Origin of the sequence: Bacillus sp. M13(2017) (genome assembly GCF_002218325.1) — a bacterium.
GTDB lineage: Bacteria > Bacillota > Bacilli > Bacillales > Bacillaceae_G > Bacillus_A > Bacillus_A thuringiensis_K.
This window is the reverse complement of sequence record NZ_KZ268501.1, coordinates 114,407-134,099: the sequence shown is the minus strand read 5'-3', so window position 1 is coordinate 134,099 and position 19,693 is coordinate 114,407. Positions and strand designations below refer to the sequence as shown.

The following is a 19,693-nucleotide window of genomic DNA, read 5'->3' as shown; positions in this document are numbered from 1 at the left end:
CTTTTTTCTAAACCTATGTTATTCAACAACATAGTTGTCTGTCCCTTCTATAAAAATAAAAAAGAACAAGATTTTCTCTTGTTCTTTTTAAGACAACCATTTCGGCGGTACATTTGTATTCCAATAAATATTTCCTAACTCATGATGTCCAGAGTATCCATCATCAAAACGGTGATAATGGAAATTAAAATAATAACCATCTTGTGGTGGATGATCTCTTCTTACATGGAAACGCAATAAATCATTTCCTGATTTCGTATCGTAGACGTGAAAAATCTTTTCATTATTTCCACCAGCTGGTTTTTGAGAAATCGCTAATGATTGTAGTGAGTCTTCTGGTACATCACTAGCAAGCTCAGCAATTGCCTCTTCAATTTTTGGTAATATTACATCTTTAAATTCATCTTCAATTACTGGACCAATTTTAGTACCAAACTTTTGCATCGACTGCTTCTCTGCTTCTTGCATTGCATAAGTAATAAAAGTATCGGTGGTTAACCTGTCATTCGTTTCTTCATATGTATAGGACGTGCTCTCCAAACTTTGTTGCCCAGCTGTGCTCGTAGGCTTGTCCGCAGCTTTGGCATTATCAAGTAATATGGAAGGAGGCGTCACTAAACCAAATGTAAATACGGTAATTAATGCGACTAAGGTTTTTCTAAACCAATTTGGCATTTATGTTCCCTCCCCTTTCACTCATTATTTTTTATATAACGGTGGTTTCTTCTATTATACAAAATGATTATAATTTTTGCACTTTACAATTTTGTTAACGTTCACATATTTTTCACTTGAATATGAAATTGTAAGATTTCATACAATAAAAATACAACAACAATAAGGAGGCGATCAGATGACTTTAGATGTCATGTATTCCGCCGCAAGTATACTCGTTTTAGTATATTTTATTTATCAATGTGTTACAGACTAGAAAAAGAGCCGTCAATGGCTCTTTTTTAATGGTAGAAATACAATCCATACAATTAATAAAATAAAAACAACACTGCCTACCACAGCTGGCAATAAATAAAACTGTAAAAATATAACTGTTACAATCAAGGAAAAGAATAACATATAACTATCTATATATCATTATAAAATATTTATTTTTATGGCAGGAAAAAACATTTTTTAACAGAATATTAAATGTTTGATTACATTTTATTGGAGTGGATAATATGTCTTTTCAAATTCGTGAAGCAACGATAGATGATATAGACGCACTTTGTTCTTTAACGAAAGAATTAAAAGGTTCCTCTATTTCCTATGAAGATATGAACAATCGATTACAATTCGTACAAATGAGTCCGTTTGATTTTTTATATGTTTACGAGGAAGAAGAAGCTATATTTGGATTACTTGGATTTCGTATACGTGAAAATTTAGAAGATGTAACACGTTATGGAGAGATTTCAATTATTAGCGTTGATTCTAACATACGACGTAAAGGCATTGGACAAGTTTTGATGGATTATGCAGAACAATTAGCAAAGAAACATAATTGCATTGGCACATGGCTAGTTAGTGGAACAAAAAGAGTAGAAGCTCATCCTTTTTACAAAAAATTAGGCTATGAGGTAAATGGCTACCGATTTGTAAAACATTTTTAAACTACTTATAAATTGAAGGGACTATAACTATGACAAACATTAAAGCAATTTTCATTGATCGTGACGGTACAATTGGTGGTGACACTACAATACATTATCCAGGATCTTTTTCATTATTTCCATTCACAAAAACATCCTTGCAAAAACTAAAAGCTAAAAATATAAAAATTTTCTCTTTCACAAATCAACCTGGTATCGCAGATGGAATAGCAACTGTAGCCGATTTTGTACAAGAATTAGAAGGCTTCGGTTTTGATGATGTTTATGTATGTCCTCATAAACACGGTGATGGTTGTGAATGCCGTAAACCGAGTACAGGCATGCTGCTTAAAGCAGCAAAAAAACATGGACTTGATTTAACACAATGTGCTGTAGTTGGCGATCGCTGGACTGATATTGTTGCAGGGGCAAAAGTAAATGCGACAACGATTCTAGTCCGAACAGGCGCTGGGTATGATGCTTTGCATACGTACCGAGACAAATGGGCACATATTGAACCAAACTACATTGCAGATAACTTTGAAGATGCAACAAACTGGATTTTAAATCAACTATAATACAAATTAAAAGAGGCGTTTTCAAAATGAAAGCGCCTCTTTTAATCTATTATTATTTAAAACGTTAATTCATAATGGAAATAACGATTATCTCTCAAATAGCCATTTTCAGCGTATAATCGTTGTGCTGATAAATTATCAATCTCTGTTTGCAATTTTACACCTTTTGCTCCATTTTCTAATGCGTATTCTTTAGCAGCTTCTAATAATTTTTTACCTGTTCCGGCTCCACGCTTCGCCGCTTGTACAAATAAATCATTTAAAATCCATAATTCTTTCATTGAAATGGAAGAAAATGATGGATATAGTTGCGTGAACCCAATATATTCGCCGTCTTCAACTGCTACGAAAATAACGGACTCTTTTCTCTCAATTCGATTTCGTAAAAATACTTTTGCCCCTTCTAAATCAGAATCTTGTCTATAAAATATGCGATAGTTATTAAAAACTGATGCTAGTCCATCTAAATCTGCAATTGTTGCCTCATATATTCTCATTTTACTCCATTCCCCTTCCAATACTGTCTCATTATATCCGTTGCCCATTTAGGCTGGTGTATTTCTTCTGTCGGCATAAACCCTTTCATTATTGGTTTTATATCCAATATAGGAGTGCCATCAATAGCATCTAATCCCTCAACAATAATTGATTTACCTTCTCTTTTGATCATCTTGACAATTGTTACACCTATGCGATTCGGACGATTTTTCCCGCGCTGTGCAAAAATACCTACTTCAGGATAATCCTTATTATTTCTAGGATGTCTAGCAAAATACTGAATTTGCTCGTCAGTTACTTTATGAAAATAAAAAACAACTTCAATATGAGAAAAATCTTCAATCCCTTGTATACTTTCTTCTGCATACATTTCAGTTAAAGTTATACGGGATCTTACTTTCCCCCACTCATCATCTTTTATTTCCTTTCTTTCATTATGTACAAATGCGATTGGTTGAACTGAAAACATACGCATTCCCCCTTAAATGTAACCACTTACATTATAAAATATTTTCTGAATGTTTTCCAGATATACGAATCAAGTTTACATAATATAATTATACTCTATCTAGAGCTACCTTGACTGCTTCAATTGCATGTATATGAGTTGTATCAAATATCGGGACAGATACGTTTTCTTGCTTTATTAATAATCCTATTTCTGTACAACCTAATATGATTCCCTGTGCTCCTTTTTGCACTAACTCTTCGATGACTCTTTTATAATATTCTCTAGATTGAGATACTATTTTTCCTAAACATAATTCTGTATATATTACTTTATTTATTTCTTTTCTATTTTTTTCTGATGGTACTATTACTTTTATATTATTTTCTTCTATATGTGACTTATAGAAATCTTGCTCCATTGTATATTTAGTTCCAAGCAGACCAACCTTTTGAATGTCTTTTCTTTTAATTTCTTTTGCAGTTGCATCAGCAATATGTAAGACTGGAATATCAATTTTCGCCTTTATTTTTCCAACTACCTTATGCATTGTATTTGTACAAATAATTATAAAGTCTGCTCCTCCCTTTTGTAATGAATATGCCGCATTCCCTAGAATTTCTCCAGCACCATCCCAATCTCCGCTAGACTGACATCGTTCAATCTCTTCAAAATCCACACTATTAATCAAACATTTTGCTGAATGTAGCCCTCCTAATCTCTCTTTTATTTCTTCATTAATAATTCGATAATATTCTGAAGTTGATTCCCAACTCATACCACCTATAAGACCTATCGTTTTCATATAAACAACACCTACCTAAACTTTTTTATAAAACTAATAACAACATTTTATTATGTATATTATACACAATAAAACAAGACTTTAAGTTTGGAATATAAGGTCTTGTTTTAACGTAAATATAGAATAATTGTACTTTCATTTCCAAGGAAATTTTTATAGAATATTCTGAAATTAACGATCTGATATTTTTATAAATTCTTTATACTTATAATTAAAACACTCTCGATACAACTCTTTGATTTCATCATATGATGGAACACGTGGGTTATTAGCTGGGCTACCACTTTCAATTGCATCTGATGCCATTTTAGAAATAGCATTTTCAAATTCAATTTCATCGATTCCGTATTCTTTTAAATTTGGAATACGAAGATCATAGCAAAGCTTTTTTATTTCCCAAAGCGTATAGTCTGCTACTTCCTCATCAGAATTCGAATACAAATCCTTATTTAAGTTACGTCCAATTTTTGCTAACCTTTTCACTGCACTTGTTTTCGTAAACTCTAACACTGTAGGTAATAGTATGGCATTTGATATTCCATGCGGTACATGAAATAATGCTCCCACTGGCCTTGACATTCCATGAACTAATGTAACTGATGCATTAGAAAATGCAATTCCAGCTTGTAAGGAAGCAATCATCATCGCTTCTCTTGCCTCCATGTTATGTCCATCTTCATATGCTATACGTAAATATTTCATAATACTTTCAATAGCTGAAAGAGCAAGTACATCTGTAAGTGGTTGTGAAAATTTAGAAATATAAGCTTCAATCGCATGACATAACGCATCTATTCCTGTTGCTGCCGTAATTTGTGGTGGTAACGAACTTGTCAAAACTGGATCTATAATTGCTACTTTCGGTATAAAACTAGGATGCTTCATCATCATTTTTACATCTGTTTTTTTATTCGTAATTACTGCTACACTTGTAACTTCCGAACCAGTACCAGAAGTTGTTGGAATTGCAATAAGTGGTAGTGGATTGTTTTCTATTTCAATATCCTTTTGGACATAATCCTCAACTTCTCCACCATTTGTATATAAAACCGCTACTGCTTTCGCAGCATCAATACAACTTCCACCACCAATACCAATAATAAAATCGCACTTTTCCTCTTTACAAAGAGATAACGCTTCTAATACGTGTATATTTGTAGGCTCAGCATCCACTTTATTATATGTACTAACAGTAATACCTTTCTTATTTAGTTGTTGCATACACTTTTCAACATATCCTAATTTCTCCATAATTGTATCAGTAACTATAAAAGCTCTTTTCCCTAACTTTTTTGATTGTTCTCCCAGTTTTTCAAGCGAATTCCTTCCATATAATACCGACTTTGGCATACGAAACTCAGAAATTTGTTGCAAGTACTCCACCCCTTCTTACCAAAATTAATTTTTCATAATATAAATTATCAATTTGATGAATCTTTACGATTCAAATTTTTTAATAGAGTCCTGTTAAAGTATAGAATGCAATAACTAAAAATACAGCAACCGTTTTCAAAATAGTAATAGCAAATATATCTTTATATGACTGTTTATGTGTTAATCCCGTTACTGTAAGAATAGTAATAATAGCCCCGTTATGTGGTAGTGTATCCATTCCTCCTGATGCCATTGATACGATACGGTGCATAACTTCTAATGGAATATCAAATTGATTGGCCGCTGCAATAAATTTATCTCCCATTGCGCTTAATACTATTCCCATTCCTCCTGATGCCGAGCCTGTAATTCCAGCTAAAATATTCGTCGTTACTGCACCATTCACTAACGGATTTGTGAAAGTAGCAGAGATGCCATCTCTCATAATTGCGAAGCCTGGAAGTGCTGCAATGACACCACCGAATCCAAACTCAGCTCCTGTATTCATCGTTGCAAGTAGCGCTCCACCAATACTTGTATTCAATCCAGCTTGGAAACCTGTTACTACTCGCTTCCAATATAATAATAACGTTGTTAAGATCCCTATAATAAGTGCCAATTCTACAGACCAAATTCCTACTACTGCACTTAATTCTACTTTTCCAAATGCTTTCATACCAATTGCAGAAAAATCAAAACCGCTTGGATACCACTTCGGTATCATAATAGTAAACACTTTATTCATTACACCTACTAAAATAAGTGGTATAAATGCAATAAGTTGTTGTGCTCTTGTAATTTCAATGTTATTAATTAATGGCATATTTTTTTGTTCTAATTGCACAGATGCTGCCATTTCAGTATTTCCATCATTAAAACCAAAGTATCCTTCACCTGCTGCTTTTGCCTTCTTACGTCTACTCTCTAAATATAGTAAACCTAATGTAAGAACAAAAATTGCTCCTACAATCCCAAGTATCGGTGCAGCATAAATATCCGTTTTAAAAAATGTTGTAGGTATTACATTTTGAATTTGTGGTGATCCAGGTAGCGCATCCATTGTAAACGTTACTGCTCCAAGAACAATCGTTCCAGGGATTAAACGCTTTGGAATATTAGCTTGTCGAAACAACTTAGCTGCGAACGGATAAACAGCAAACACTACTACATACACACTAACACCACTATACGTTAAAATAGCCCCCATTAATACAATCGCTAATATAGTACGTTTTTCACCAACTAACTCAATAATTGTTTTTGCGATAGAATCTGCAATTCCTGACATTTCCACTACTTTTCCAAATATTGCTCCTAATAAAAACACAGGAAAATATAATTTTATAAATCCAACCATTTTCTCCATAAAGATATTAGAAAAGAAAGGTAATACATAACTAGGTTCTGTCAAAAATACTGCAAATAATGCAAATATCGGCGCGAATAAAATAACAGAAAAACCTCTGTATGCTACGAACATAAGTAAACTTAGTGCTAATAATATAATAACTAACTCCAATTTTACCCCTCCATTAAACAGAATATTCAAAATTTTATTGATAAATTTCTACTAACCTTTTAATTCTGACATCCCTCCTCTTATTCATACAAATTTTTATGCTAAAAATGTCTAATTATAATTATTCGATTACATATGAAAAATCCCTTTAAACAGAAACGAATTCATCGTCATACGTTATAAAGGGATTGCTAGAATCTATATTTACTGCTGTATTAAATTTTTCTCTACACAAAAATGATACAGTTCTTCAACATCTTTCACTATGTAGGTCGCACTAACTTCAGTCAGTTCTTTTTCACAGCCATAGCCATATAAAACACCAATTGAAGCAATTCCATTCTGATTTGCACCTATTATATCGTGCTTTCTATCACCAATCATTATCATTTCTTCTTTATTTAGTTCTTCATGTGTTTGTAAAATATGAGCAATTATTTCTTCTTTTTTTATTCTCGTACCATCTAAATTACTTCCAATGATGTCTTCGAAATAATTCGTTAATTGAAAATGCTCTATAACTTGTTTCGCAAATACAGTGGGCTTTGAAGTTGCTACGAATATGCGATTCCCTGAACTTTTTAATTGTTGCAAGAGCTTCAGAATCCCCTCGTATACATTATTTTCAAACAATCCACGCTGCTTTAAATACTCACGGAAGTAAAAAACAGCACGCTCAACCTCTCCTTCACTCATATTATATCTCTCTATGAATGATTGCTGAATAGGAGGACCTATAAATGAATCTAGCTCACTTATATGTACTGCTTCAATTCCTACTTTTTTTAATGCATATAAAACCGAGTTTACAATCCCTTCTTTCGGATCCGTTAAAGTTCCATCTAAATCAAATAGAAATGTTTTATACATGCTTCTTTCCTCCACTTAATTTACGGTATAAATAAGTGCTAACATCTCTTCCACTTCTCCCTATTATACTATCATTATCTATTTTTCGAAAAATCAATTTCCATATGTCACATACTTTCAGTTACAAAATACGATAGATATGATAAAGTAAAAAAGTTACAATTATTTTAATAGAAACTGGTGAAACAAATGTCAATTACGTTAATTTTTATAATGGCTTTCACAATTGTGATTCACGCAGTTGAAACAAGCTCTTATAGTATTCGATTAGCTGGAGTACGTTTAAAGAAGATTGCGGTTGCCTTGTCTGTTGTAGGAATGGTGTTACTTATTTCAAGAACATCAAACTTACTACAAGCCTTTTTAATCGGTGGTATTGTCGATGAAGCAAAACTAGATTCTTCTATTAATTTAGAGCATATTATACGTCTTGTACTATTATCTGCTTCTATCGGTACATTGCTTGCGATTATACTGTATCCAACTTTGACAAAACTATTTGGATATGTCATTCAAAACTTTGAAACAGACGGTTCTTTCATTCGAATGATGAAAACGAATAACATTCAAAAATTAAAGTACACAAAAAAATATGTCCGCTTTCCAAAGTTAGAAATGATTCATAGACTGCGTATCGGTGGTATTCCAAAGCGTATTATGCTTATTAACATGTTTGCTACTGCTATTTATACAGCGGGAGTTCTTTCCGCACTATATGCTTCTTTTTTAATTCCAGCTTTCGCAACAAAAGCCACTACAGCTTCCGGTCTTATTAATGGTTTTGCTACTATTTTATTAACAGTGCTACTAGATCCACGTATTGCTCTTTTAACAGAGCGAGCTCTTCAATCAGAAGAAGGTGCTGAAGCAATGAGTAAAATGTATGCTTGGCTAATGATTTCTAGACTTTTTGGTACATTACTAGCTCAACTGTTATTCATACCAGGTGCTTACTGGATTACATGGATTATAAAGCTTATGAATTAAATTTACTCTCTAAAAAAAAGCAGGTGAGATAACAAATGACTATACAAACAGAACAAGATATCATTCGCTTAATAGAAAACGACGAATGGATGATGAATGTATTACAAATGGCAAAATCACTAGAGCTACCTGATTGGTGGATTTGTGCCGGATTTGTTCGTTCTAAAATTTGGGATACTTTACATGACTATGAAGCGAAAACGGCTATGCCTGATGTTGATGTGATTTATTATGATAGTCTACATCAAGATGAGATATACGAACAATCATTAGAAACGAAATTAATGAATATTGATGCTACTATCCCTTGGTCTGTAAAAAATCAAGCTCGTATGCATGTAGTGAATAATATGCCACCATATTCTTCTTCTGTTAATGCTATTTCTAAATTCCCTGAAACAGCAACGGCTTTAGGAGTTACACTTGATGAACTAAACAACGTTATCTTAACAGCCCCATGTGGTATTGAAGATGTCCTTTCCTTACAAGTGAAACCAACAGCTCACTTTCTTGAATCGAAAGAACGATTACATATGTACAAAAACAGAGTTATAAAAAAGAATTGGCAAAGTAAGTGGCCTAACATCACAATCACATATTCAGAAATTTAGAAAGGGTGCCTCTCATTTATAGAAGCACCCTTTTCTTCATTTCAAAAAATGTATGACTGTTTCTGCAAATCTATCTGCTTCCTCATAATGAGGTGAATGGCCGCTCTCTTCAAATACGATATACTTGCCGTTTCGGGCATCTTTATTAAATGTTTTAATTTGTTCTTCACACGTTACTACATCATGTTTTCCTACAATTAATAACATTAGATTTTGTACATCTTTTATTTTTGATAATAATGATGTATGACATGCTCCCTCTAATTTTAATCTATCAAAGTGCATTTTGGAGCGATTTGAAAATATTTCCCACTCTTCATCACTGTATAAACTCTCATCTGTCCTATCTTCCTTATTATTGTAAATCTCCATTCTTTTTTCTTCTAATTCAGCGCTTAATCTTATATAAGCTTCTAACAACTCTTCTGAACTAGCATCGCTAGATGAATAAGCAAAGCACTCTTTTGCTACTTCTTCTTTTCCATACTTTTTTAATAAATGCCCTGTCTTTTGCAACAAAGCTCTACTTGTTAATGCAAAATCAAAAGTTGGTCCTTCAAATATTATTTTCTCTATTGAACTTGGATATATCGACGCATAAAGCAATGCTACATATCCACCGAAAGAATGTCCAATTATAGACCACTTCTCAATTTGTAATACTTTTTTTAATTCCTCACAGTCTTCAATCAAATCATTTAATCCAAAAGCTTCGTCTTCAGTAATTTCTTCTGAACGACCAACACCTCTTTGATCTATCATAATTACATATAGAGAATCTTTTAAACGTTCCGCTTGATGAAATGAAAAATCATAACAACTCTCTCCTGGTCCACCATGCAAGTATAAGACTGGCTTATTTTTAGGATTTCCATGTGTTTCAACGTATAGCTTTTTCCCTCTAATATTCATATACTCTCCTGTTTCTATCAAATTCGCCATAAACATCACCATCTTCTTTTTTTACTGAATATTATAACATTTATTGTTAAATAATCCCTATTACATTTAAAAAGACGATAATGATTGCGAGCGGTGCTACAAATCGAAGTAAAAATACCCAACAAGTAAATACTTTCTTTCCATAATTTCCACCTACAAAAAACTCTGCTTCTAGTACCTTCTTCTCCATTTTGAATGAAACGAAAATACTAATAAATAGTGCTCCAAGTGGCATTAATATATTACTAGATAAAAAGTCTACTGCATCAAAAATATTCTTTCCAAAAATCGTAATATCACTCCATACTCCAAATGATAACGCAGATGGTATACCTACTAAGAAAATGCAGAAGCCGATCATCCATGATAATTTCGTTCTTCTTTCTTGTTCACCATTTGCTAATGCTGAAACAACAGTTTCTAGTAGAGAAAATGCTGATGTTAATGTCGCAAATGTAAATAGTGCAAGAAATACTGTTAAGAAAAATCCACCGAATGGGATTTGACTAAATACAGATGGTAATACGATAAACAGTAATCCAGGTCCTTCTGTTGGCTCCATTCCTAATGAAAATACGGCTGGAAAAATAGCAAGACCTGCAAATAATGAAACAAATAAATTTAATCCAACAATTGTTATTGCTGATTTTGGTAAACTTTCTTTTTTATTTAAATAGGAACTATACGTAACCATAATTGAAATCCCGATACTAATTGCAAAGAATGATTGCCCCATTGCGAACAAAATACTTTCCGAAGTAATCTTTGAGAAATCTGGTTGTAAGAAAAACTTCACACCTTTCATTGCATCATCAAGTGTTAACGAACGAATAATAAGAGCGACAAATAAAACGAACAATGCTGGCAACATATATTTACTTGCTTTTTCAATTCCGTTTTGTACACCCTTTGATACAACCCATATCGTAATGAACATAAAAGCGAAATGTCCCATAATAGCCCAAGCAGGATTCCCAATTGTTTCAGTAAATAATGTACCGTAATTTTGTCCTGGAGTAATCAGTTGTCCAGTTATTCCTCTGAATAAATAAATTAATACCCATCCACCTACAACACTATAAAACGAAAGTAGTATAAAACAAGTTCCAACACCAAGGCGTCCAATCCAATGCCATCCTGTATTTGGTGCGATGCTTTTAAATGCTCCAACTGCTTGTTTCTGCGTACTGCGTCCAATCATAAATTCAGCTATAAGTAGCGGTAGTCCAATTAAAACAGTAAATAATATAAATATTAAAAAGAACGCTCCTCCCCCACTCTTCCCAGCGATATAAGGGAACTTCCATATCGCACCAAGTCCAATTGCTGATCCGGCTGCCGCCATTATAAAACCTAATTTCGAAGTCCATTGCTCCGTCTGTTTCATCTCATTTTCCTCCTAATTAAATCTTTTTATATAAATAAATAAATTTTATAAACCTATTCAAATAAACCCTCCATTTCTTCTTCCATATAATAAAAAAATGGCCTAGCATCTCTATATAAAGAGACGCTAAGCCATTTACTTAACGCGGTACCACCCTTATTGATTCCATTATGAATCCACCTTAGTAGTAATCGTTTGATTACAAACCTAATATCGAAGGTTAACCGTTAAGATTTACTAAGAATGTGATTCCGTTCCACCTTACTGCTCCTAGGCGAGTTCAGGATGTCATTTGACTATGTCGCACCAACCCATAGCTCTCTGTACAAATACATGACCTTACTACTCCTATTCAACACATTTTAATATTTAGAATATATTTTCTTTTGAAATTACTATGAAGTATATCTGTTATATTTGTAACTGTCAAGGGATATATTGATTTTTTTGTCGAAATGGTTCATATTTCAACTGACTTTTACTAAGCTTATTAGCAAAAGAAATAGTCTATATTTTCACCTTTTCAAACGAACTATAAAAAAAGAATCTTCGCGACAATCGCGAAGATTCTTTTTACGGTATAAGACGAGTACAATCTCTCGGAAAAGCACTAGCCTCTCGTACATTTGTTAATTCTAAAAGTTTATATACAACCCTTTCTAACCCAATTCCGAAACCTCCATGTGGTGGACAACCATATCGAAATGTGTTTAAATAAGATTGAAATTTCTCTGGATGTAATCCTTTTTCTTTAAACGAAGCGAGTAACATTTCATGATTATGAATCCGCTGTGCCCCTGATGTTATTTCTAACCCTTTATATAATAAGTCAAACGAATCAGTAATAGATGGATTCTCTTTATTCGGCATCGTATACATCGGTCTCGCTTCTTTCGGATAATGTGTAATGAAAACAAATTCACTATTATATATTTCCTTCACATATTTCCCTAGTAACTTCTCACCCTCTGTATCTAAATCCTCTACAGGAGATTCTTTACGATACTTACTTTTCAAAATTTCTTGTGCTTCTAACAATGTGATTTTCGGTATTTCAGTAATAACAGGTACTTCTATTTGTAATAGTTGTAGTTCTTTTTCACATTTTTTTGCTACTTGTTGAAACATATATCGTAAAACATCCGTTTCTAGTTGCATCACTTCATAAAAATCATGAATAAATCCAAGCTCTACGTCTAACGATATATATTCATTCAAATGACGGGAAGAATTATGGTGTTCCGCTCTATATACAGGTGCAATTTCAAAAACTCGTTCTAGTCCCCCAGCCACCATCATTTGCTTATAGAACTGTGGTGATTGTGCTAAATAAGCTTCTCTTTGGAAGTATGGAAGCTTAAAAACATTCGCTCCTCCTTCTGCCCCTTGCGAAACAATTTTTGGAGTAAATATTCGTGTGAAATCGTTCTCTATTAGAACTTCACTAAAGCTCTGAACGAGTGTAGATTTTACTTTAAAAATCGCTGCAGTTCGCTCATGTCTTAATGAGAGTACCCGCTCATTCAATAATTGATCTAAGCCAACTTGTAACTTCTTTTTATTTATTTCAAATGGAAGTGGTTCTGCACCGTTTATTACTTTCACTTCATGAGCAAGTACTTCAACACCTAATTCTGTTTTCGACGTCTCGACTATTTCACCAATTACATGGACGATACTTTCTACATCAACTTTATATCCAGCCAATTCATTTTCTAATACACATTGAATTACTCCTGTTCTGTCCCGTAATAATAAAAAACTAACATTTCCAAGATGTCGAATCTTTTTTACCCATCCTTGAAGTAATACAACCTTTCCACTTTGCTTTGTACATTCTTTTGTGAGTGAACGCTTCATTATTGAATCCATTATTTTTCCCTCCAGTAATTTTATATTTATTTACGTTATTGTTGTCATCGTCATCATCCACGGTCACTCACCCCCTTTCAAAGAATACAAAAATCCGCCCCTATAAATAGGGACGGATTTTTTCCGCGGTACCACCCAAATTGTCATACTGACCATCTTAGCCCTGATAACGGTAGGTACCGTTTGCTTTTACTAATAATCACGTTCAAAGCAACACTCACAGGTGTCTTTCCATCATGCGGTATCGCAACCTTCCCAGCAACCGGCTGCTCTCTGTAGACCTTTGCACCATGTACTTTTCCTGATCATCACTTTTTATATTTACAGAGTATTCTAACTCCTTACCTTATAAAACGCAAGCTTTTTTTGAAACATTCTGGTTTTATAACTCCTAACTTCTTCTAAAGTGTGAAAAGTTAATTTTGTAATACATATTCTTATGTATTAAATCCAAAATTACACCTTTCATATTTTCCAATTTTTACATAAAAACTAATTCATTTACGCATATTAATAAAAATTTTAAAGCGAGGTGTGTATATGCAAAAAGCAATTAGTTTCTTTCTCCTTTTGTTTTGCTTAATTGTAGTAAACGAAACGTATGCCTATTCACCAAAATCTTTACCAATCTCTCAAAACTCTGATCAATGGCAAGTGAATATTGATAAACCGAAAAAAACAAACAAGAATATGCTTCAAGCTAAAAAAGAGGAATTTCAAACATATCATTTTTCAGTAAAGAATGTCGGGAATAGTGAAGTATATAATGTAAATGTCGAAGTATTCCGCAACGAACCAAATAAGAAAACGAAATATGAACTCTTTTCCCTAAAGGAAAGTCGTTTGGCAAGTGGAAAAACTGGATTTGAACACGCTAATTTACCCGTTGCTACAAAAGCAGATGAAGTTGATGTTATTATTACATGGCAAGAACACCCATTCCGATCGATGCGAAATGGTCAAAAAGTTGAATCTAGAAAATTTAAAGAGCATTTTGTTTTTAAAGAAGCTAAAAAGTAAATGGGATACGGATATATTCACACTATCATTGATATAGCTTTACTTACTAGTACCAGCTCTTAAGCAAATTAAAAAGTCGTGGCTTATAAATGCCACGACTTTTTATATTAATTCGTACTAATGCCTCTCGCTGCCCAAATGCGATCGATATCAGCAGCATGTTGTCCGCCATATAAAAGAGCATCCGCTTGCTTAATCGCTTTCGCTCCATCACTGAATTTAGAGTTTGGTGTTAATGACCAGTGTGATTGTAAAATGATTTTTGTTGCTACATCACGGCCAAAAGCTTGTGCCATTTCGTATTGACCTTGTGACCAAATTTCACCGTCAGCATGTACTTGATTTTTTATATCTTTCGGATACACTTTATTCGTATCTAATCGGCGTAAGCACGTTGGATCTGAACTAGAGTAAGCTGCCGCATCCCACTCTCCAACACATGCTTTTCCATATCCTGTTGTCGATACAGCATCTTCATACGTAGCACCTAAGAAGTCACCAAATCCTTCTCCCATCGCTCCGCCTTCTGTTGAACTACCAAAGCCAGGAACTTGGTTATCTTGGATCGAATGTCCGTATTCATGTGCGATAATTCCAGCATCTTCTGCATCATCAACACCGCCAGTACCAAATGTTAAAGCTTTCGTTGTCGGTGAATAGAATGAGTTATCAGCTGTTGTTCCATTCACATTCACTTTAATCGAACGATTATTAATATTTTTAAACCCTAGACTTTGAATATAACGTTGCAATGTATCAATATGATAATATGACATTACATCTTCAAAGCTATCATTTGCACGTGTATAGTTGAATTGTAAGTTTGTAGATTTTGTTCTCGCTTTTGAAGAAATCGTTACATACTCTCCAATTAAAAAACCTGTCCCATCTAAGCCTTTTAAAGTAACAGTTTTTAATTGGTTCGTTAGCGCTGTAGAATCTGCATCATTATTATCTTTTAATCCCACTAAACTCCCGCTTGATACGACAGGGTTAGGTAAAAATACTTTTCCTGTTCCTTCTACTTTTCGGTTTATATCAACTTTTTTAATTAACTTTCCATTTTCTGCATCAATAAATGTTTCCCACGCACCAAATGGATTATTAGAATGGACTACAACTTTGTATACTGGACGAGCAATTCCTTCTTCAACAATATATCCGAATTCTTTATCTGTAGGAGCCCATAAATTTTGCTCACTTGCTTCTCCAACATACGCCATTGATTTTTGTATTGCATCTTTTTCACTAATTTTTGTCGTTACTTCCTTCACACCTGTAACAGGCTGATAATCAGAAACAGCGAGTACTCCCTTTCCCTCTCCGTTAAGCGTAACTGTTATTTGTTTTGAAAATACAGGTGCACCATTAACAACTTGTTGGAACCTAACATATGAAGCTACTGATGTTTCTGTTGTAGAAATATATTGCAAGTCTGAAAGATCTGTTTTCAATCCATACTGCGCAGCATTTTCTTTTAAATATTCAGTTGCTTTTTTCTGCGGTGAATAAGCTTCTAACTTTACTTGCTGTTGTTTTTCCAATGCCGAAACCGTAGAAATTGTCCCCATTACTAACGGCACAGTCATTGCCATTGCCACCATTTTTTTATTAAACATAGAACCACTCCCCCTAATAAAGTAGCTCAACCTTATCCCATTACCACTAGGCAATCATTCCCCGCAAAACGGATGGATAAAAATTGAATCTACGAGTAATTCTCTATGAACACTTCTATTACCTTTCCATTTAGAGTAAGTGAAATTTTCTCAATATTTATGTATGAATTGAACACAATACTGTAGAAATATATTTCTACGGTATTGTGTTCGGTACGCTATGAAAAAAGACAATTGCTAGTGGTCCTATCGAATGTATAGTCAAATAAATTCTAATCATACAAAAAAGGAAGTTGGAATCATTCCAACTTCCTTTTTTCTTTAATTAGCTGCACTTAATTTAATTCTAAGTTTTGTTTCACCTAAAGAAAGTTCATCGTCTTCGTTCGTTAAGTTACCAAATGTAAATTGTTTAACGAGTAAGTTTTCTTCCAATAAATCTTTATGGTTCGTTAACGTTCGCTGTAGTTCTTCTTCTGTATCAAGAATAATATCGACTCGTAAATTAACTGGTAAATTCAACTGTTTACGATATTCTTGAACCGCACGAATGAATTCACGCGCTACTCCTTCTTGTAACAATTCTTCCGTTACATTCGTATCTAACATAACTGTATATTGTCCGTTAGTCGTATTAGAGAATCCTGATTTTGCAACTTTCTCAACTAACACATCGTCAGCAGTTACAACTACTTCTTCTCCTAGTGTTGCTTCGTAAACTGCTCTTCCTGTTGATACAAAGTTTTGTACTTCTTCTTGTGATAATTGTTTTAGCCAACCATTCACTGCATTCACATTTTTACCGAATTTTGGCCCCGCTGTTTTAAAATTAAGCTTCAATTGATATGATGTGTATTTTGTTTCATCGAGTTCAACATGGAACGCTTTTACATTTAACTCATCCATAACGATATCACGATAAGATTCCCAATCCATATCATTCTCGTTATGCTCAAGTAATACAAGTTCTGCTAGCGGCTGTTTTACTTTTAAAGAATGCTGATTACGGTTACTTCTTCCAAGTTCAACAACTTGTAAAACAGCATCCATTTCCGCTTCTAATTTCGGTTGAAGTAGTGATTCATTTACAACTGGATAATCGGCTAAATGAACGCTTCTTCCTTCTAAATTCAGATGAATGTCTTCCGCAACAAACGGTGTAAATGGTGCAATTAATTTACTAATTGTTACAAGCACTTCATGAAGTGTCTCATACGCAGCTGCTTTCTCAGCGTTCATACCAGATTCCCAGAAACGATTACGTGAGCGTCTTACATACCAGTTACTCACTTCATCTACAAGTGCTGCAATTTCACGAGCTGCATTCGTAAATTGATAATCATCAAGTGCAGTTCTCACTTTTTTCGTTGTACTATGCAATCTTGATAATACCCATTCGTCTAATTTCGTAAGCTTTACATCATACGTTTCTTTCGGATTATACTCATCTAAATTTGCATATAAAACGTAGAAGCTATACACATTCACTAATGTATCTACAAATTTAGATTTCGCTTCCAGTACTGTTCTTTCAGAAAAACGCTTCGCATTCCACGGGGCACTATCAACAAGTAAAGCCCATCTTAGCGCATCTGCACCAAATTTATCTACTAAATCAACTGGATCTAGTGCATTTCCTTTGCTTTTAGACATTTTCTGCCCTTCTTCATCTAAAACATGCCCTAGTGATAACACTCGTTTATACGGTACTTTTCCTGTATATAGTGCTGATACTGCTAATAAACTATAAAACCAGCCGCGTGTTTGATCAATTCCTTCTGCAATAACATCCGCTGGAAACTGCTCTTCAAATAACTCTTTATTTTCAAATGGGTAATGATATTGTGCAAATGGCATAGAACCACTATCAAACCAAACATCAATCACTTCTGGTGTACGATTCATTGTGCCTCCGCATTTCCCGCAGCAGACTTGCACTTCATCTACATAAGGCTTATGCAATTCCAAATCTTCTGGTGTTTCTTTCGTACTATGCTTTCTTAATTCGGCAATGCTTTTCGGTGCGAACTGATGATCACAACTTTCACATTCCCATACATTCAATGGCGTTCCCCAATATCTATTTCGGCTAATATTCCAATCTACCATATTTTCTAAAAACTTACCAAAACGTCCATGTTTCATATGATCCGGATACCAAGTAACAGAATCATTATTTTGTAAAAATGTATCTTTAATTGCAGTTGTTCGGATTAACCAACTTTCTCCTGCATAATAAAGTAGTGGTGAATCACAACGCCAGCAATGCGGATAGCTATGTTCATATTTTTCTTTATGATACAGTAAACCTTCCTTCGCTAAATAACGAACGATATCCACGTCACAATCTTTTACAAATTTCCCTTTCAAAAATGGTACTGCCTCTGTATACTCACCTTTTTCATCTACAACGTGCAAGAATGACAATCCTTCACTTTGGACAACTCTATAATCGTCCTCTCCATATGCTGGAGCAATATGAACAAGTCCTGTACCACTATCTCCCGTTACAAAATCTGCTGCAATAACGCGGTAACCATTTGTAACTTCTTTCATCGGAAATGGCGCTGTATAAGATGTGTTTAATAATTCTTCGCCTTTATGAACAGATAATACTTCATAGTTCTCTTTTAATACTTCTTGTACACGTTCTTTCGCAACAATGTATACATGACTTTCTTGTTTTGCTTTAACGTATTCTATATTTGGATGGACAGCAAGCGCAACGTTTGCTGGAAGTGTCCAAGGTGTCGTTGTCCAACCTAAGAAATACTCATTTTCACTATCTTTCACTTTAAACTTCACAGTTGCACTTAAATCTTTTACTGTTTTATACCCTTGTGCAACCTCATGTGAGCTCAATGAGGTTTGGCAGCTTGGGCAGTATGGTGAAACTCTATGTCCTTTATATAACAATCCTTTTTCATGGATTGTCCCCAAAATATGCCATACACTTTCGATATATGGATTCTTTAAAGTTACATATGGATCATCCATATCTACCCAATAACCAATACTTTCAGTGAATTCGCGCCACTGCTTCTCATATGTGAAAACACTCTCTTTACACTTTTGAATAAATGGTTCAATGCCATATTCTTCGATCTCATGTTTACCAGAAATACCAAGTTGCTTCTCAACGCCTAATTCTACAGGTAAACCATGTGTATCCCATCCTGCTTTTCTTAACACTTTATAACCAGCCATCGTTTTATATCTTGCTACTAAGTCTTTAATTGTTCGTCCAAGTGCATGACCTACATGCGGTAGTCCGTTCGCCGTTGGTGGTCCTTCATAAAATACGAAAGACTGTGCGCCTTCTCGATTCTGAATTGATTGTTCGAAAATATTTTGTTCGTTCCACTGTTTGCGAATTCGCATTTCTCTTCCTACAGCTGATTTTTTTACATCTACTTTTTCCATATACAATCACTCCCTTGAATATTTTAAAGCACACAAAAAACCCGTCCCTATAAAGTAGGGACGGGTTTACCCGCGATACCACCCTAATTCTATTAGCTTTTTCACTAATAGCACTTAGCAACGTACTATCATACGTGTTCTTTGTAACGGT

Annotated in this window: 17 protein-coding genes and 3 other annotated features (1 of these 20 only partly in view); of the genes, 5 read left to right on the top strand and 12 right to left on the bottom strand. The window is 34.1% G+C overall.

Going from position 1 to position 19,693, the window contains the following annotated elements:
• Positions 1-87: 87 nt before the first annotated feature.
• Positions 88-675, bottom strand: coding sequence for a YpjP family protein (locus CGQ22_RS06945; protein WP_001134421.1), 588 nt, complete (start codon positions 673-675; stop codon positions 88-90).
• Between the two features lie 503 nt (positions 676-1,178).
• Between CGQ22_RS06945 and CGQ22_RS06940 the strand changes: the two genes are divergently transcribed.
• Complete coding sequence (locus CGQ22_RS06940; RefSeq protein ID WP_000009776.1) at positions 1,179-1,610, top strand: GNAT family N-acetyltransferase; 432 nt, start codon at positions 1,179-1,181, stop codon at positions 1,608-1,610.
• A gap of 29 nt (positions 1,611-1,639) precedes the next feature.
• Positions 1,640-2,167 carry an HAD-IIIA family hydrolase gene (locus CGQ22_RS06935; protein WP_000181773.1) on the top strand — a complete coding sequence of 176 codons (528 nt, stop codon included), beginning with the start codon at positions 1,640-1,642 and terminating at the stop codon, positions 2,165-2,167.
• 56 nt (positions 2,168-2,223) lie between these two features.
• Here CGQ22_RS06935 and CGQ22_RS06930 read toward each other — a convergent pair whose 3' ends face one another.
• From CGQ22_RS06930 to CGQ22_RS06905, 6 genes are all read right to left on the bottom strand, one after another.
• Positions 2,224-2,664 carry a GNAT family N-acetyltransferase gene (locus CGQ22_RS06930; protein WP_001223853.1) on the bottom strand — a complete coding sequence of 147 codons (441 nt, stop codon included), beginning with the start codon at positions 2,662-2,664 and terminating at the stop codon, positions 2,224-2,226.
• Entirely contained in the window at positions 2,661-3,134 is a 474-nt protein-coding gene (locus tag CGQ22_RS06925) for an SAM-dependent methyltransferase (protein WP_000493266.1), read from the bottom strand. Before CGQ22_RS06925 ends, CGQ22_RS06930 begins: the two co-directional genes overlap by 4 nt.
• An 88-nt stretch (positions 3,135-3,222) precedes the next feature.
• On the bottom strand, positions 3,223-3,918 hold the full coding sequence (locus CGQ22_RS06920) for an aspartate/glutamate racemase family protein (protein WP_089148439.1): 696 nt from the start codon (positions 3,916-3,918) through the stop codon (positions 3,223-3,225).
• Positions 3,919-4,089: 171 nt separating this feature from the next.
• The gene (locus CGQ22_RS06915) at positions 4,090-5,292 is read right to left on the bottom strand and encodes an iron-containing alcohol dehydrogenase (protein WP_089148438.1); all 1,203 of its coding nucleotides are present in this window, start codon (positions 5,290-5,292) and stop codon (positions 4,090-4,092) included.
• 79 nt (positions 5,293-5,371) lie between these two features.
• Positions 5,372-6,811, bottom strand: coding sequence for a GntP family permease (locus CGQ22_RS06910; protein ID WP_000424329.1), 1,440 nt, complete (start codon positions 6,809-6,811; stop codon positions 5,372-5,374).
• Between the two features lie 204 nt (positions 6,812-7,015).
• Entirely contained in the window at positions 7,016-7,681 is a 666-nt protein-coding gene (locus tag CGQ22_RS06905; protein ID WP_089148437.1) for an HAD family hydrolase, read from the bottom strand.
• A 189-nt stretch (positions 7,682-7,870) separates the two neighbouring features.
• Here CGQ22_RS06905 and CGQ22_RS06900 point away from each other — a divergent pair, with 189 nt between their 5' ends.
• Entirely contained in the window at positions 7,871-8,668 is a 798-nt protein-coding gene (locus CGQ22_RS06900) for a lipid II flippase Amj family protein (RefSeq protein WP_089148436.1), read from the top strand.
• 35 nt (positions 8,669-8,703) lie between these two features.
• Positions 8,704-9,279, top strand: a complete 576-nt coding sequence (locus tag CGQ22_RS06895) for a nucleotidyltransferase family protein (protein WP_046946357.1) — start codon at positions 8,704-8,706, stop codon at positions 9,277-9,279.
• Positions 9,280-9,315: 36 nt separating this feature from the next.
• Here CGQ22_RS06895 and CGQ22_RS06890 read toward each other — a convergent pair whose 3' ends face one another.
• The 3 genes from CGQ22_RS06890 to aspS form a co-directional block, all read right to left on the bottom strand.
• Positions 9,316-10,221 (bottom strand): alpha/beta fold hydrolase, encoded by a 906-nt coding sequence (locus tag CGQ22_RS06890; RefSeq protein WP_074594794.1) that lies wholly within the window; start codon positions 10,219-10,221, stop codon positions 9,316-9,318.
• 46 nt (positions 10,222-10,267) lie between these two features.
• Complete coding sequence (locus tag CGQ22_RS06885) at positions 10,268-11,608, bottom strand: sodium-dependent transporter (RefSeq protein WP_000814540.1); 1,341 nt, start codon at positions 11,606-11,608, stop codon at positions 10,268-10,270.
• A gap of 116 nt (positions 11,609-11,724) precedes the next feature.
• Positions 11,725-11,973 (bottom strand) — a binding site (T-box leader).
• A gap of 208 nt (positions 11,974-12,181) precedes the next feature.
• Positions 12,182-13,480, bottom strand: a complete 1,299-nt coding sequence (gene aspS / locus CGQ22_RS06880; RefSeq protein WP_000377337.1) for an aspartate--tRNA(Asn) ligase — start codon at positions 13,478-13,480, stop codon at positions 12,182-12,184.
• Between the two features lie 105 nt (positions 13,481-13,585).
• Positions 13,586-13,798: a binding site (T-box leader), on the bottom strand.
• Between the two features lie 222 nt (positions 13,799-14,020).
• Here aspS and CGQ22_RS06870 point away from each other — a divergent pair.
• Positions 14,021-14,500 (top strand): hypothetical protein, encoded by a 480-nt coding sequence (locus CGQ22_RS06870; RefSeq protein WP_001167917.1) that lies wholly within the window; start codon positions 14,021-14,023, stop codon positions 14,498-14,500.
• Positions 14,501-14,607: 107 nt separating this feature from the next.
• On the opposite strand, the gene CGQ22_RS06865 is transcribed toward CGQ22_RS06870, so the two are convergent.
• Both CGQ22_RS06865 and ileS read right to left on the bottom strand, forming a co-directional pair.
• Positions 14,608-16,119, bottom strand: a complete 1,512-nt coding sequence (locus CGQ22_RS06865; protein WP_000482279.1) for a M36 family metallopeptidase — start codon at positions 16,117-16,119, stop codon at positions 14,608-14,610.
• A 321-nt stretch (positions 16,120-16,440) separates the two neighbouring features.
• The gene (ileS, locus tag CGQ22_RS06860; protein WP_089148435.1) at positions 16,441-19,542 is read right to left on the bottom strand and encodes an isoleucine--tRNA ligase; all 3,102 of its coding nucleotides are present in this window, start codon (positions 19,540-19,542) and stop codon (positions 16,441-16,443) included.
• A 53-nt stretch (positions 19,543-19,595) separates the two neighbouring features.
• Positions 19,596-19,693: a binding site (T-box leader), on the bottom strand; it runs 143 nt beyond the window's last position.